General features: G+C 49.3%; 13 protein-coding genes. 8 read left to right on the top strand and 5 right to left on the bottom strand.

What is annotated here, in order from left to right; all coding sequences use genetic code 11:
* Positions 1–51: 51 nt before the first annotated feature.
* Positions 52–582 (bottom strand): N-acetyltransferase, encoded by a 531-nt coding sequence (locus QZT80_RS08335; protein ID WP_295120419.1) that lies wholly within the window; start codon positions 580–582, stop codon positions 52–54.
* An 84-nt stretch (positions 583–666) separates the two neighbouring features.
* On the opposite strand from QZT80_RS08335, the gene QZT80_RS08330 reads away from it, so the two are divergent.
* Positions 667–1,143, top strand: coding sequence for a DUF4920 domain-containing protein (locus QZT80_RS08330; RefSeq protein WP_295120416.1), 477 nt, complete (start codon positions 667–669; stop codon positions 1,141–1,143).
* A 113-nt stretch (positions 1,144–1,256) separates the two neighbouring features.
* Here the strand turns inward: QZT80_RS08330 and QZT80_RS08325 are convergent, their stop codons facing one another.
* The 4 genes from QZT80_RS08325 to QZT80_RS08310 form a co-directional block, all read right to left on the bottom strand.
* Positions 1,257–1,865: a hypothetical protein gene (locus QZT80_RS08325; RefSeq protein WP_295120413.1), complete on the bottom strand. Its 609-nt coding sequence runs from the start codon at positions 1,863–1,865 to the stop codon at positions 1,257–1,259.
* A gap of 866 nt (positions 1,866–2,731) precedes the next feature.
* The gene (locus tag QZT80_RS08320; protein WP_295120410.1) at positions 2,732–4,195 is read right to left on the bottom strand and encodes a TolC family protein; all 1,464 of its coding nucleotides are present in this window, start codon (positions 4,193–4,195) and stop codon (positions 2,732–2,734) included.
* Positions 4,196–4,197: 2 nt separating this feature from the next.
* Positions 4,198–5,583, bottom strand: coding sequence for an ABC transporter permease (locus QZT80_RS08315; protein ID WP_295120408.1), 1,386 nt, complete (start codon positions 5,581–5,583; stop codon positions 4,198–4,200).
* Between the two features lie 25 nt (positions 5,584–5,608).
* The gene (locus QZT80_RS08310; protein WP_295120406.1) at positions 5,609–6,862 is read right to left on the bottom strand and encodes an efflux RND transporter periplasmic adaptor subunit; all 1,254 of its coding nucleotides are present in this window, start codon (positions 6,860–6,862) and stop codon (positions 5,609–5,611) included.
* Between the two features lie 303 nt (positions 6,863–7,165).
* Between QZT80_RS08310 and QZT80_RS08305 the strand changes: the two genes are divergently transcribed.
* The 7 genes from QZT80_RS08305 (at position 7,166) to QZT80_RS08275 (ending at position 15,297) form a co-directional block, all read left to right on the top strand.
* Positions 7,166–9,046, top strand: a complete 1,881-nt coding sequence (locus QZT80_RS08305; RefSeq protein ID WP_295120404.1) for a DNA polymerase III subunit gamma/tau — start codon at positions 7,166–7,168, stop codon at positions 9,044–9,046.
* Positions 9,047–9,178: 132 nt separating this feature from the next.
* A complete protein-coding gene (locus QZT80_RS08300) occupies positions 9,179–10,849 on the top strand; it encodes a pyruvate dehydrogenase complex dihydrolipoamide acetyltransferase (RefSeq protein ID WP_295120402.1) in 1,671 nt (556 codons plus the stop codon).
* A gap of 76 nt (positions 10,850–10,925) precedes the next feature.
* The gene (locus QZT80_RS08295; protein WP_295120400.1) at positions 10,926–11,516 is read left to right on the top strand and encodes a hypothetical protein; all 591 of its coding nucleotides are present in this window, start codon (positions 10,926–10,928) and stop codon (positions 11,514–11,516) included.
* A 30-nt stretch (positions 11,517–11,546) separates the two neighbouring features.
* On the top strand, positions 11,547–13,067 hold the full coding sequence (locus tag QZT80_RS08290; protein WP_295120398.1) for a flotillin family protein: 1,521 nt from the start codon (positions 11,547–11,549) through the stop codon (positions 13,065–13,067).
* 120 nt (positions 13,068–13,187) lie between these two features.
* On the top strand, positions 13,188–13,574 hold the full coding sequence (locus tag QZT80_RS08285; RefSeq protein ID WP_295120396.1) for a VOC family protein: 387 nt from the start codon (positions 13,188–13,190) through the stop codon (positions 13,572–13,574).
* A gap of 222 nt (positions 13,575–13,796) precedes the next feature.
* Positions 13,797–14,303 (top strand): MarR family transcriptional regulator, encoded by a 507-nt coding sequence (locus tag QZT80_RS08280; RefSeq protein WP_295120394.1) that lies wholly within the window; start codon positions 13,797–13,799, stop codon positions 14,301–14,303.
* Positions 14,304–14,352: 49 nt separating this feature from the next.
* Entirely contained in the window at positions 14,353–15,297 is a 945-nt protein-coding gene (locus QZT80_RS08275; protein ID WP_295120392.1) for a TIGR01777 family oxidoreductase, read from the top strand.
* Positions 15,298–15,303: the final 6 nt, after the last annotated feature.

Genomic DNA, 15,303 nt, shown 5'->3' with positions numbered 1-15,303 from the left:
GCCGGGGCTTTCCTTTACCAGTTGCGTGCGGTGTATACACCGCCGCCGACATCAATCCTCCACATGCGGCCGGCACACATACACCTTCGTATGTAACTCCGACCTCACCCGGCGGAACACCTCGTGCCCATCCCCCATACCTTTATACATCAGCATCATGGGTATCGGGTCTTCACCCTGCCGGTAAGGCGGTTGCTCATAAGGATATCCAAAAGCGCGGAAGCCTGCCCGCTCGTAAAAGCGGATGCGGCGCTCCGCATCTGCATCACCTGGCAGCTCTACCTCCAGGATTATCGCATGAAAGGTTTTACAGAACAGTTCCATCACCTGGCTGCCCATCCCATTACCGCGCATAGCAGCCAGTACCGCAAAATGTTCGATATATGTAAAGCCATTCAGCGGCCAGTAAAACAGGAAACCGGCAAAGTCGCCGGCCTGTTGCAGCAGCGACAAACGCAGGTGACCATCGGCCAGGAACTGTAGTTGTGGTGCCCAGTCGCGCCGCTCGGCCAGCGGAAAACTTTCTTCATAGAGCAACTGTACGTCGGGTGTGGCTTCTGTAGCCGGTTGTAATATCAGCATAGTGCTAAGATAACGCAACCTGGCTGCACATGGTTCGCTGTGGGATAATCTGTATATTTGAGGCTAATGATCAAACCTGAACTAATGAGAAAAATAATATGCCTGATAGTGGCGGGCCTGCTTAGCACCGCTGCCGTTTTTGCCCAAAAAAACATCCCTTCGGCACAACCGGGTGCCACCTATGGCCGCACTATCGATGCCAGCCATGCTATCAAAATGAACGAACTGCAAACCAAACTGAAAACGGACAGTGTATATACCGGCAAGGTAGAAGCTACCGTAGTGGAAGTTTGCAAAAAGAAAGGCTGTTTCATGAAACTCACCCGCGCTAATGGCGAGCCTGTAATGGTACGCTTCAAAGACTATGGCTTCTTTATGCCGCAGGACATTGTGGGCAAAACTGTAGTGATAGATGGTATCGCCAAGGTGAAAGAAACCTCTGTGGAACGCCTGAAACACTTTGCGGAAGACGCCGGTAAAAGCAAAGAAGAGATCGAAAAGATCACCCAGCCTAAAACCGATATCGAGTTTATGGCCGACGGTGTATACATCGTAAAATAACCAGAACGGTATTATATAGCGAAGGGCTTCCACACTGGGAGCCCTTTTCTTTTACATAAAAAACCGCCCCATTTACACGGGGCGGCTGCTGATTGTTCCAGGGGTTGGCAATACTATTGCAAATTCGTGCACAGGTAAGGGTCCGGATCGTCGGCCGCCACCTTTTTATCTTTCGACCAACACAGGTTCATCGCCTGGCTGGTAATACTTTTTAACGCTACCTCTACTTTCATGCCCTTACGGCTGTTGCTCGCTTTCACGCTACCACGGCCCTTTGCGGAGATATTTTTGATCGCATATTCTTCCGTTTTAAATACCTTGCCCTTACTCTTCAGGTACGTCACCTTCACCACCACATTATCCACCGGGTACTCGCTCTGGTTTTGCACTACGATGTCCAAGTCCTTGATACCGCCCAGTAAGCCGGTCCGGTAATCGCTGGTCGTTACTGTGATGAACTGTTTCCAGTTATGGCGGTAATACGTACGCTGATCAACAAACTGATCTGCCTGGTGCTGCATCATGTCTTTACGATCGGCTATTTGCCGGGCAGTGCCGGATGTAAGTTCCAGATTGGCGCGCAGGTCGCGGTTTTCACGGAGCAAACGTTCATTCTCCTTATACAGCCGCGCCGACTGCCGGTTTTCGCGGCAGGCATTCACGCCAAAGATCAATACCAGCAAGGCAGCTAATCCAAAAAACAACAGGTTCTTTCGCTTCATGCCCATCAGTAATGAAAAAATAATGCCGGATTTTGGTAACCAACCACAGAATAAGCATGAGGCCGCCGTTGTGTCACTCCCTTCAGCCGCAACCACACTATCAACAAGCTTTTCAACACCTGATCCACTGTATACCGTCCGCACCGGATAGCTGCATCCTTTACAAATCCTTTAGAGATGTCCCGTATATGTCCCGTATATGAGCCGTATATGACCCGTAGATGAGCCGTATCTTTAAAGATATGGGACATCTATGACTTAACTATGGCTCATATATGACTCATATATGGGACATCTCTAAACGATCCCTATAGGATCTGACAACTACAGAGGGAGTATGCTGAAGCGTAGGACAAGACATATTTCAGTCAGGCGGGTGTGATTGCGACAGGTTAATTATACATGCCCGGTATTGTTCCAACCGCTGAAGGGAGTGACCTTTAGGTTTGTACCCGGTACCACATGTTATTGCAGCGAAAGCCCCCTAAGGATGCCCAATTATTCCATTGTGTGCCCGCGTTAGCGGGCATCACCCTGACCGTCATCGCGAGGAACGAAGCGATCCTCGTGCGCAGTCTTCGCATCAGTAAAACAGTGTGGGCCAGCGTATATCAGTACGGGCAAAGGAGTCGGGATTTCGCAAGGCACAGCCTATCATGCAGGTAATGCCCGCCTTCCTTACAACCAATTATTTCAGGCAATGACTACACAGGAGGATCGCTTCGTTCCTCGCGATGACGGGAAGGGAGTTGCCGCTGAAGGGAGTGACACAACGGCGGCCTCATGCTTATTCTACTGCCTGTCCCATCATTAAAAAACCCGCACCCGTTAGTACGGGGGCGGGTGTATAGCTGTTGATCACTTGCTTATTCTTCGAACTGGTAACTGATACGCTCGTTTTTCTCGAAATCATAGAGCGTGAGGGCGCGTACGGTGTAGTAGGCGTTCCAGAAAGAGCGGAGGGCACCTACGTAACTCTGGCTGGCGGTATTTTTCTCCTGTTGGGCCAGGTTAAGGTCTGTAATGGAGATTTTACCGATCAGGTAACGTTGTTTGGTGATCTCGTAACGCAGGCCAGCAATGGTATCGGCTTTGCCGGCGCTGGCGAGCTGCTTTTTCTGGATATTAAAAAGCTGTGTTTGCAGGTATACTTCCTGTTCGAAGCTACGCTCCTGTTGCTGCACATCTATCTCTACCAGTTCGGCGTTGGCCTTGGCCTGCTTTACGCGGTAGCGCGATTTACCCCAGTCTACGATCGGGATAGAAACACCCACCGACAACAACTGGTTCTGTTGCAGGGCGCGGCCTGCATAGGCATCTTTGATACTTGCACCACTCTGGCTTTGACCCAGGCTGGCGGCGAGATTAAACTGGTAACCGTTATTACCGCGGGCTTCGGCCACATCGCGTTCGGCCTGTATTCGCATACGGCGGAACTCAAGTACCGCCTGCCGGTTGTTGGCAGCTTCTAACACCGCACGTTCCAGCAATACGTTGAATTGCGGCACATCTGCGGGTGGCAACACTTCTATTTCTGCGTCCTTGGGCATGTTCAGGAAGCGGGTCAGTTCGCGGTAAGCCATTTGTTTATTTAGCTGCGCCTGTTCCAGGGCGGTTTGGGCATTCAGCAGGCTCAGTTCTATCTGCAACAATTCGTTTTCAGCGATCCTACCGAGTTCGTAACGGCCTTTGGATATTTTATACAGCGTATCCGTATTACTTACGTTGGCTTGTAAAATGGACTCATTCTGTTTAGCGGTCAGCGCATCGAAAAAGTAGCGGGTAGCTTCCAGCGCAGCGCGTTCCAGGTCTTCCACATAACGGCGGGTACTTTCCTCGTACAACAACGGGCTGATCTTCTTCTCCCATTTATATGGGTTGTACAGCAACATGGGCTGTGCATAACGAATGGCGAAGGGCGTAGACAGGAAACTCACCGTATCCGGGCGAAACAGGTCGTTTCGCTGCAGGTTCGTTTCCAGTGAAAAGGTACCACCGGTAAACGGCACTATCTGGTCGAGCGACATGCCCACATTGGTATAGGAGAAATAACTCCTGTTAAACGCATAACTACCATCGGGCTGGCGAATGCTGGATATATTACCCAGGAAGCTGCTCGTATTATCAGCCGCCAGTCTGAGTTGCGGGCGACGGTTAGCCACGTAATAACGGTAGGAATACAAACTATTCATGGCATTACTACGCGCACGATAGTACGAAGGTGAACTTTTCTGCGCCTGCGATATGACGCCGGGCAGCGTAAGCATTTGTTGCGAATAGCCAGTAACAGCCGTCAGCAAAGCAAAAAGATATATGACAATGATTTTCATGATCAGGTGTGTCTTAAACATTCAATAGGGTTCTGATTAGAAGCCTTACGGGCGGGCGATATACCGAATATGAGCCCTACCGAAGACGCCAGCACAAAGGAAATAAAGATGGAAACGCCGGAGATGAGCGTATTAATATCAGCAATTTTATCGACCAGGTAAGCACCCAGTACGCCCAGTATAATACCGATAATACCGCCACCCAGGCTGATTAACACCGCTTCGAACAGGAACTGCATCACGATATCTTTCTTCTGCGCGCCCATGGCCATACGTATGCCTATTTCCTTGGTACGCTCCAGCACAGAGGCCAGCATAATGTTCATAATACCAATACCACCCACCAGCAGTGATATACCTGCAATGGCGCTGAGTACAATATTGAAAACATCCTTGGTTTTCTGTTGCTGCTTCAGTAACTCCTCCGGTATGGCGATCTCAAAGTCCGTTACATCACTGTGGCGGCGTTTGAGCATACGGTTGATGATACCCGCTGTTTCCGTAAGCTGCGAAGCGTCGTATACCTTTACCACCAACTGATCGAGCTGATGCTGCGTTTGCGCTTTTTGCGCCATCGACTCCATATACTCGGGGCTGTAATACACACCCTCCTGCCTGCCGGCATTCAGGATAGCAGGGTTTTTATACCGTATGAGCATGGTGCGGATCGGGATATAAATATCCATGTTATAATCGCGTATACCCAGGTTCGATTTGGTAGCGCTGCTGATGTATTTTTCTTCGGTAACACCTATCACCTTTACCCATTGCAAACCGCACTTAATACTTTTTCCAATAGGATCTTCAGTAAGAAAAAACCGGCGTTTCACACCACTGCCGATAATACATACCGCTTCGCCAGTTTGCTGCTGTTCTGCATTAAACATGACACCCGACGAAAGCCCGATATTATTAATGGAAAAAAACGAAGGCTCTACACCCGCCATCTTTAACCTCCCGCTTTTACTGCGGTAAATGATATCCTCTTCCTCCAGCATTTCGGGGCTGATGGACTCTACAGAAGGCAGTGTGTTACGAATGTTCTGCGCATCAAGAATAGTGAGGCCGCGGCTGAAACGTTTCTTCTTTTGTTCCGTAGGTTGTTGCGAATCTTTGCTATCGGCCGACTCTCCCGAGTCGCCCTTATCATCGTTACCCTTTGCGTCTTCGCGCATGGGTTTAATTACAATATTATTGACCCCGACCAGTTTCATCTGGTTAAGAATTTCTTCCTTGGCACCTTTACCGATGGCCAGCATGGCAATTACGGCACCTACGCCGAAAATGATGCCCAGCGCGGTAAGGAACGATCGCAGCCGGTTAGCGGCGAGCGAGTCCAGTGCTATCTGGAGGTTATTAAGATTACGAGTGCCCCATAATGGTCGCATGCATGGTTAATTTAGGGGTGATGTGTTAAAGGCGTTTCACCTTATGATCTTTTGCAGCAGCGGGTTCGGCCAGTAATACTTCATCCCCTTCTTCCAGTCCCTTTTCAACAATCACCGCTTCGTCGTTAGAGCGGCCCAGTTTCACTTCTTTCTTGGTGGGCACGCCACCGTTCTTCAGGTATACAAAGCTGATATCCTTCCCATCTTCCTTGCTGGAAAACACGGCTTCCAGCGGGATCATCAGCTTATTCGGTATTTCATTAATGAGGATGTTATTGGCGGTGGTCATACCCGGTTTGAGGATAGAGTCCACTTTATTAAGGCGGATCATTACCTCGAATACTTTAGCATTAGAGCCGGGACGGTTTTCACCGATATTGGCCACCGACTTAACAATACCTTCCAGTTTAACATCAGGAAAGGCATCGAGTCCTATATTTACTTTCTGATCTTTTTTCAGTTTGCTGATATCTACCTCATTGATGTATGTTTTAGACAACATGCTGGAGAGGTCGGGCAACATGGCCAGGCGCGCATCCCATGGGCGGATAGACGAACCTGTTTTCTTTTTACCCCCATAGTCGTTGATATATACCAGCAGGCCGTTTTTAGGCGCTTTGATCTCGAAGCGGTTGCGGAGGTCGATAAGATCGTTGATCAAACTTTGATAACGGGAAACACCTGCAGCAGCCTGTTGCATTTTAGAAGCAGCCTGTCGGTTTTTCAGCAGGTAGTTTTCCTGCATCTGTTTCAGGTCGCGTTCCGCCTTTTCCAGGTCTATTTCCGCCTGGCGGATGGTAGCGGGAGGTTCGTACTTGCTAAGCTGGAGGGCAAGACCTTTTTGTTCCATCTGGAATTTGAGGTTAGTAATACCATCGCGGGCTTCGCGCATAGACAGGGCAGTGTCCAGCGCAGTTTGGCTTACCGTAGCTGCGGCGCGGTCCAGTTCTACCTGGAACTCCTGGATACGTTTGTTGACCAGCGTTGGGTCCAGGGAGGCTACACGATCGCCCGCCTTCACGAACGTACCTTCCGGCACCATGTCCTGGATTTTTACGTCCTCGTAAATCTGGTTCGACTGCATGTCGGACGGGCCATTGATGTATTCCGTATTCTCGGCCATTAATTCTCCCGGGCTCACCACCACATCGCGGAAGCTCGATTTTGCGACCTTCACGCTAACGCCCTGGTCTTCGGCCTTATTTCCTAAAACCACATAAGCAACGATTGCGGCCAGGATAACTAATGCGGCGATAAGCCACCATTTTTTCTTAAACATAGGTGAAACTGATAGTAATAAAAGAGTGAATTAACAATATGACGGTTAAATGTTGAATGTAAATGTTTGATAAGCTGCACAGGGACCAGATGCGACGGGTTCAATATTCCATAAAAATAGCGGCCGTATCTATAACGATTTGTTAATTGTGCCGAACGGGTGAATAACGAGGATAGACTCATCATTATTATTTATAAGATTAAAAATATCAATAAGATAGCCACTAGATAAGCAATACAAACTCCGCAAGTTTTTTCTTAACTATATTGTGCTTAATTTCGACATTTGGAGTGCAGTTAGCTTATGGAAAATTTCATCGTTTCGGCAAGGAAGTACCGTCCTCAGAATTTCTCAACAGTAGTGGGCCAGTCCCATATTACTACCACGCTTAAAAATGCGATACGTAACAGTCAGCTGGCGCATGCATTTTTATTCTGCGGCCCCCGTGGTGTGGGTAAAACCACTTGTGCGCGTATTCTTGCCAAAACAATTAACTGCGAAACGCCGCTGGCGGACGGAGAGGCCTGTAACCATTGCCAAAGCTGTCTGTCCTTCAACGACGGCGCTTCATTTAACATTCACGAGCTGGATGCCGCTTCCAACAACTCGGTAGACGATATCCGTACGCTCGTGGAGCAGGTGCGATTCGCTCCCCAGGCAGGCAAATACAAGATCTATATTATAGATGAGGTGCACATGCTAAGCTCCTCGGCCTTTAATGCCTTCCTGAAAACACTCGAAGAACCGCCATCCTACGCGATCTTCATCCTGGCTACCACCGAAAAGCACAAGATCCTGCCCACGATCCTGAGCCGATGCCAGATATTCGACTTCAAACGCATTACCATACAGGATACTGTTGACCACCTCAAAGAGATATGTGAAAAAGAAACTATCTCCGCAGAAGGCGACGCCCTGCACCTTATAGCGCAGAAAACCGACGGGTGTATGCGCGACTCTCTCAGTACACTTGACAAGATAGTAAGTTTCACTGCGGGCCAGCTTACATACCAGAATACCCTTGAGCATCTTAACATCCTGGATTACGATTACTTTTTTAAGGTGATGGACTGCGTTTTGCAGCAGGATATAGGCGGGGCGCTGCTCATTTTTGATGAGATATTGCAGAAAGGCTTCGAGGGCGACAACTTCCTGGGCGGCTGGGCCGAGTTCCTGCGTAACCTGCTGGTATGTAAAGACGAGAAGGTGTTACACCTGATGGAAGTATCGGCCAACCTGAAAGACCGTTACAAACAGCTTTCCGGCAAAGTGAGTGCCCAGTACCTGGTAACTGCCCTGCACCTGCTGAACGAAACAGAGATCAACTACCGTATGGCGCGTAACAAACGCCTGCATGTGGAAATGGCCCTGATCAAGCTGTGTTACCTCCAGCAGGCCGTTAGCCTGGTAAGCAACGACCAGAACGGTGAAGTATTAAAAAAAAACTTAGTTCCTGAAGCAGCACCGCAAAGGCTGCGGGCGCCTTTTATGGTGGCCGCATCGGGTAAAATAACTGCCTATACGGAGGCTGCTGAAACGCCGGCAAAGAACCCGGCTGCACGACCAGCCAATGGTGGCAGTCCGGCTACGGCGCCGAAACTCACTATAGAATCCGGCGTAACGCCGCCACCAGCAACAACTCCGCGCCCAACAGTGACGCCAACGCCCATCAGCAAACCGGCCACCGCACCGGCAGCTACCACCAGCGCCACAGCAGCCACCTCCGGCATTAAACTTACCGGGCTGGCAGCGATGAAGCAGGCATTGGCCGCAAAACAAAACGCCGAGGTAGTAACCAGCATACCGATTACCCTGGGCGCACTGTCGGTTTACTGGGACGAGTTTATCGACGTATACCGCCAGGCCAAACGGACCAGCGTGGTAAGTAACCTGCAGCTGGCCGAACTACAGCTGCCCGATCCCCAGGAAATAGCCATCATAAGCCGTAACATTGTAATGTTGCGCTTCCTGGAAGAAGAAAAGCTCGATATATCTGAGTACTTTAAGAGAAAGTTCAGGAATAAGGACATTACGGTTACCCTGTCGCTCGACGAAAGCAAGCAGGTAGATATCGATAACGGGCCACAACCCATGTCCAGCAAGGAACAATACCTGAAAATGCTCGAGAAATACCCGCTTATAGCGGAATTGAAGAATGGCTTGGGAATGGAACTGGATTTCTAGGAAGCCGGAAAACGAGGAAAGAGGAAAAAATATTATCTGAAAATATCACCCGATTTTTAAACACTCACCAACTCTTACTTTGCGTTTTTGCGCAAAATCATGTAGGTTTGGGCAAAATTTTGAAGAAACACTATGGCAGAAGTTATCAGAATGCCCCTTTTAAGCGACACGATGACCGAAGGGGTGATTGCGGAATGGCATAAGAAAGTAGGAGATACCGTTAAATCCGACGACGTTATTGCTGAAGTGGAGACAGACAAGGCTACCATGGAAGTAATGGGTTATGCGGACGGCACTATCTTATATATAGGTGTAGAAAAAGGAAAGGCTGCGAAGGTGAATGATATCATTGCCATTGTAGGGAAACCGGGAGAAGACTATAAATCGCTCCTGTCTGGTGGTAGCAGTGCGCCTGCTGCAACAGAGGCACCAAAAGCAGAAGCAGCTGCTCCTGCCCAGGAAGCCGCTCCCGCCGCCAAAGCCGACGACGCTGCTGTAGCAGAAGCTCTCAAAAACGCCACTGTTATTCGTATGCCGCTGCTCAGCGACACTATGACAGAAGGTAAAATCGTTGCCTGGAATAAAAAAGTAGGCGATACTGTTAAATCTGATGATGTACTGGCCGAAGTGGAAACCGATAAGGCGACCATGGAGGTTATCGGTTATGCCGATGGTACATTACTTTATATAGGTGTTAAAGAAGGTGAAGCTGCCAAAGTAAACGGCATTATGGCCATCGTTGGTAAACAGGGTACTAATGTAGATGCTATCCTGGCCGCCGAAAAAGGTGGTAACGCCGCTCCTGCAGCCAAAGCAACAGAGCAACCGGCAGCACCGGCCGCCAATGCAGCTCCCGCAGCAACAGCCGCTCCTGCCGAAGCACCAGCCGCCAGCAACGACGGTGGCCGTGTTAAAGCATCTCCCCTCGCTAAAAAACTCGCAGAAGATAAAGGCATCGACATCCGCCAGGTTACTGGTTCCGGTGACAATGGCCGTATCGTGAAAAAAGACGTTGACAGCTTTGTACCTGCCGCCAAATCAGCACCATCTGCACCAGCAGCTACCGGTTCCGGTTCTGCCGCAGCAGCACCACAGGTTGCAGCGTTCCTGCCTGCAGGCGAAGAGCGTTTCGAAGACATCGCGGTTACCACTATGCGTAAGGTGATCAGCAAACGCCTCAGCGAAAGCAAATTCACTGCTCCTGAATTCTACCTCACCATGGAAATTAACATGGACGAGGCTATGAAAAACAGGGAAGCGATCAATAAAGTATCTCCTGTAAAGGTTTCCTTCAACGATATGGTGATCAAAGCCGCCGCACTCGCACTGCGTCAGCACCCGTACGTGAACAGCAGCTGGCTGGGTGATACCATCCGCATGAACCAGCATGTTCACATCGGTTCTGCCGTGGCAGTAGAAGAAGGCCTCATCGTTCCGGTAATCCGTTTCGCCGATCAGAAGTCGCTGAGCCAGATCGCTGCCGATGCGAAAGAGCTGTACGGAAAAGCCAAAAACAAAAAACTGCAGCCGAATGAGTTCAGCGGCAGCACCTTTACCGTGTCTAACCTTGGTATGATGGGCATCGAACAGTTCACCGCCATCATTAACGCGCCTAACTCCGCTATCCTGGCAGTGGGCAGCATTAAAGAAGTGGTAGTATCTGACAAAGGCCAGTTCAAAGTAACCAACATCATGAAAGTGACCCTTACCTGCGATCACCGCACGGTAGACGGCGCTGTTGGTTCGGCCTTCCTGGTAACATTCAAAGGTTTCCTTGAGAACCCTGTTACCATGCTCGTTTAGTAATATTTATCATATTTTTCTATATAAAAGCGCGGTACTTACCGCGCTTTTTTTATATTTAGGCAAATTCTTATCCATGTACCTGTTGCTCGACGTTAATGCCTGGTGGGCAGAGAAAGCCGCCTTTGAAAGGATCTATTGGATCATCACCCTCGCTTTTACCCTTTTCTTCATATTACAAATGGGCATGACCCTGCTAGGCGGCGACCACGACGGCACAGTAGGCGATGCTGACGATGCCGTTTCCGGCGACGACGGGATAGGATTCCAATTCTTCACCATCAAAAATATGCTGGCCTTTTTCACCATCCTGGGTTGGACAGGACTGGCCTGTATTAATTCCGGCGTGAGCCCGATGGCCACCGTTGGCATCTCCGTATTCTGCGGCCTCGTGATGATGGTGATCATGTCGGCCTTGTTTTACTATACCAGCAAATTATCCCACAGTGGCACCCTCAATATCAAAAACGCGGTTGGCCAAACTGGCGAAGTATACCTGAAAATACCTGCAGCCCGTAGCGGCACGGGCAAGGTACTGGTCAAAGTACAAGGCTCCATCCGCGAGCTCGATGCCCTTACCGACGACTTTACCGACCTGCCCAGCCATAGCCGCATCCGCGTACAGCAATCACTTGGCGACGACCTGTTACTCGTTACACGGTTGTAAAAATTATCCCGTTATAAACAATTACTCTATATGCAATACACTTTCATCGCGATACTACTGAGCGTAGTATTTGTTTTCGTTTTTGTCTATGCGTTGTTCCGCCGTTACAAGCGCTGCCCCTCCGACCGTATACTCGTAGTGTATGGACGCGTAGGATCTAATGCAGAAGGAAACCTGAGCGCCAAATGTATACATGGCGGCGCGGCCTTTATCTGGCCTATTATCCAGGATTACGCCTTTATGGACCTTACACCTACTTCGATAGAAGTAAACCTTACCAATGCACTGAGTAAGCAAAACATCCGTATCGACGTACCCTCCCGCTTTACCATTGCCATTTCCACCGAACCCGGTGTAATGACCAATGCGGCAGAACGTTTGCTGGGCCTCCAACGTCCACAGATACACGATTTGGCGAAAGACATCATTTTCGGCCAGCTTCGTCTGGTGGTAGCCACCATGGATATCGAGGAAATTAACAGCAACCGCGATAAATTCCTTTCCAACGTAGCCGCCAACGTTGAAGCCGAGCTTAAAAAGATAGGTCTCAAGCTGATTAACGTGAACCTCACCGACATCAAAGACGAATCGGGTTACATTGAGGCACTGGGTAAAGAAGCAGCAGCAAAAGCCATCAACGAAGCCAAAAAGAGCGTAGCCGAGCAGGAACGTTTTGGTGAAATTGGTAAAGCAGAAGCCAACAAAGACAAAGACATCAAGATTGCCGAAACCATGCGCGACAGGGATACCAGTATCGCGAGCGCCAATAAAGACAAAGAGATACTGATAGCCGGTGCGCAGAGAGACGAAAGCATTGGCAGGATAGAAGCAGAAAGAGATACCCGTATCAAATCCGCCGAAGCCAACTCCAACGCCATCCAGGGTGAGAACCTTGCGAAAATCCAGATCGCACAGTCTGAAGCCACCAGGAGAGAACGGGAAGCAGAATCGCTGAAAAAAGCGATGGCAGCCGAAAAAGTACAGGCAGCAAAAGCCCTCGAAGAATCGTACGAGGCCGAGCAGAAAGCCGAAGCCGCGCGTGCCGCCAGGGAACGTGCTACACAGGAAGCCAACATCGTAGTAGCAGCAGAAATCCAGAAACAAAAAGCCATCATCGAAGCCCAGGCAGAAGCGGAAAAAATCCGTCAGCGTGCAAAAGGTGAGGCCGATGCGATATTCCTCAAAATGGAAGCCGAAGCGAAAGGTATGTTCGAGATCCTGACCAAACAGGCCGAAGGTATGAACCGTGTAGTACAGGCTGCGGGTAACAACAGCAAAGATGCGGCACTGCTGCTTATTGCAGACAAACTGCCTGAACTGGTACGCCTGCAAACCGAGGCAATCAAAAATATTAAGATCGATAAGGTAACGGTATGGGACGGCGGCGGAGCCGGCACTGACAGTAAAGGCTCTACGGCCAACTTCATCAGCGGCTTGTACAAATCCGTACCACCCCTAAAAGATATCTTCAACATGGCCGGTATGGACCTGCCCGAATTCCTGGGTAAGCCTAAAGAGGCCGGCGATACTAACGCCGAGATAGTTTCCTGATAAACGTTATAAGAAGGGCCGGTAATTTCCGGTCCTTCTTTGCTAAAAAAACAAAAAACATTTAGCCGTACTATTTAAAGTAGTATATTTAGTACACCCCTTCAAAACATCCAGAACTACATGGAAGCACCCAAGAACGCCATCAACTGGTTTGAGATTCCCGTGAATGACTTTAATAGGGCGAAGAAATTTTATACGACGATATTTGAATGCGAGATGCAGGAAATGGAGCTGGGCAGCGACAGATTAGCCCTTTTTCCTTACAATCCTGAACACGGCATAGGAGGCGCTATTGCCCATGGCCCGGACTATTTGCCCAGCCAGCGGGGCAGCCTTGTATACCTTAACGCCGGCGAAGACCTCTCCATCGTTCTAAACCGCGTACCCGATGCAGGCGGTAAAATAGAACTCGACAAAAAACTGGTATCCGACCAAAGCGACCTTGGTTACTATGCTATTTTCCAGGATACAGAGGGAAACCGTGTAGCCTTACATTCACGAAACTAAGGCCCTCATTCTAAAGCAAAAACAGTTGCCATTGCGGGCAAGAATGTGTTCACAACCGCCGGAACGGTTGATACTCAATTAACCCCTCAAAGCCCGCATCTACCTTGAAAAATAGTGTATCCCCCTGCCGTTAGTCCTTTATCAGACAATACCCAATGATATTTTTTATACATAATTTCAAATTCTTTTGAAAGTTCGGAAACTTACCATTATTTTTGAGCCATGAAGTTTACGGAGGCAAAAGCACAGTTTATACAAGCCTGGGGATCGTTAGGTGCACAGTGGGGCATCAACCGCACAATGGCACAGATACATGCCTTGTTGCTGATTGCACCTGAAGCATTAAGTGCCGACGAGATCATGGAGGAACTGAACATTTCGAGAGGTAACACCAACATGAATGTGCGTGAGCTGATTAACTGGGGAATAGTGGATAAAGTGCTGGTACCCGGTGAACGTAAAGAGTACTTTACCGCAGAGAAAGACATCTGGAAAGTGGGTACCGCTATTGCCCGTGAAAGAAAGAAACGCGAGCTGGACCCGATCTTAAAGATACTGACCGCGCTGCAAAACGTAGAAGGCGATCAAAAGGACAAGTACGTAAAATCATTCCGCGACTCTATACAAAACATCAGCAGGTTTGCACAGCAAACCGATGCCACGCTTAATACATTTATCAAAGCAGAAGAAAACTGGTTCTACAGCACCTTGCTGAAAGTATTCAAGTAATATTTTTTATCCCTATATTTCATTTTTTACTGAAAGTTCTGAACTAACCATGACTGGCAAAAAGATCATCCTGGCGGGCGGGACCGGCTTCATAGGCGAAGCCCTCGTAAAGTACTACGCCGCAGAGAACGAAGTAACCGTACTTACAAGAAATCCCGCAGCAGGCAAACCACCAGCGAAATATGTATACTGGAACGGAGAAACATTCGGAGGCTGGGAACAGTTGATCGATGGCGCCGACCTGTTGATCAACCTTGCCGGCAAAAGCGTAAACTGCCGGTACACCGAGGCCAATAAAGCCAGGATAATGGCAAGCCGGGTAAACAGTACAAAAATCCTGGGCGAGGCTGTAAAACAGGCAGCAAATCCGCCTGCCCTGTGGATCAATACCGCATCGGCCACTATTTACCGCCACGCCGAAGACCGGCCGATGGACGAACTTACCGGCGAGATACAAGACGACTTTTCTGTACAGGTTTGTAAACAGTGGGAACAGGCGTTTAATGCCGCCGACACACCGCGCACCCGCAAAGCCATATTGCGTACCGCCATTACCCTTGGCGCGCACGGCGGCGCGATGGAGCCCTTGCTGAACATGGCCAAATACGCGCTGGGAGGCAGGCAGGCCAGCGGACAACAGATGTTTAGCTGGGTACACATAGAAGACTTTTGCAGGCTGACAGAATGGCTATTTGAACATGAAAACGCAAGTGGCATCTACAACTGTTCTGCTCCCCAACCTGTTACTAATGAAACATTTATGCACACCCTGCGGAATGTTACCGGCAATAAAATAGGTTTACCCGCGCCGAAATGGCTGCTGCGCATAGGCGCCACGCTTATCGGTACGGAAATTGAACTATTGGTCAAAAGCCGCTGGGTAGTGCCCACAAGGTTAATGCAGGAAGGTTTCCGGTTCTATTACCCACAACTGGAACCCGCACTGGAAGAGATTGTACACGAACTACCGAGGCGGCGTTATCATTTGTTTTAATTCTCT

Origin of the sequence: uncultured Chitinophaga sp. (assembly GCF_902168175.1) — a bacterium.
Classification (GTDB): Bacteria; Bacteroidota; Bacteroidia; order Chitinophagales; family Chitinophagaceae; genus Chitinophaga.
The sequence above is the reverse complement of the archived record's forward strand: the minus strand, read 5'-3'. Positions and strand labels throughout refer to the sequence as shown.

What these genes read in the sequence shown, in the direction of transcription:
- QZT80_RS08335 (WP_295120419.1), bottom strand. Translation starts at nt 582, where the DNA reads ATGCTGATATTACAACCGGCTACAGAAGCCACACCCGACGTACAGTTG.
- QZT80_RS08330 (WP_295120416.1), top strand. Translation starts at nt 667, where the DNA reads ATGAGAAAAATAATATGCCTGATAGTGGCGGGCCTGCTTAGCACCGCT.
- QZT80_RS08325 (WP_295120413.1), bottom strand. Translation starts at nt 1,865, where the DNA reads ATGAAGCGAAAGAACCTGTTGTTTTTTGGATTAGCTGCCTTGCTGGTA.
- QZT80_RS08320 (WP_295120410.1), bottom strand. Translation starts at nt 4,195, where the DNA reads ATGAAAATCATTGTCATATATCTTTTTGCTTTGCTGACGGCTGTTACT.
- QZT80_RS08315 (WP_295120408.1), bottom strand. Translation starts at nt 5,583, where the DNA reads ATGCGACCATTATGGGGCACTCGTAATCTTAATAACCTCCAGATAGCA.
- QZT80_RS08310 (WP_295120406.1), bottom strand. Translation starts at nt 6,862, where the DNA reads ATGTTTAAGAAAAAATGGTGGCTTATCGCCGCATTAGTTATCCTGGCC.
- QZT80_RS08305 (WP_295120404.1), top strand. Translation starts at nt 7,166, where the DNA reads ATGGAAAATTTCATCGTTTCGGCAAGGAAGTACCGTCCTCAGAATTTC.
- QZT80_RS08300 (WP_295120402.1), top strand. Translation starts at nt 9,179, where the DNA reads ATGGCAGAAGTTATCAGAATGCCCCTTTTAAGCGACACGATGACCGAA.
- QZT80_RS08295 (WP_295120400.1), top strand. Translation starts at nt 10,926, where the DNA reads ATGTACCTGTTGCTCGACGTTAATGCCTGGTGGGCAGAGAAAGCCGCC.
- QZT80_RS08290 (WP_295120398.1), top strand. Translation starts at nt 11,547, where the DNA reads ATGCAATACACTTTCATCGCGATACTACTGAGCGTAGTATTTGTTTTC.
- QZT80_RS08285 (WP_295120396.1), top strand. Translation starts at nt 13,188, where the DNA reads ATGGAAGCACCCAAGAACGCCATCAACTGGTTTGAGATTCCCGTGAAT.
- QZT80_RS08280 (WP_295120394.1), top strand. Translation starts at nt 13,797, where the DNA reads ATGAAGTTTACGGAGGCAAAAGCACAGTTTATACAAGCCTGGGGATCG.
- QZT80_RS08275 (WP_295120392.1), top strand. Translation starts at nt 14,353, where the DNA reads ATGACTGGCAAAAAGATCATCCTGGCGGGCGGGACCGGCTTCATAGGC.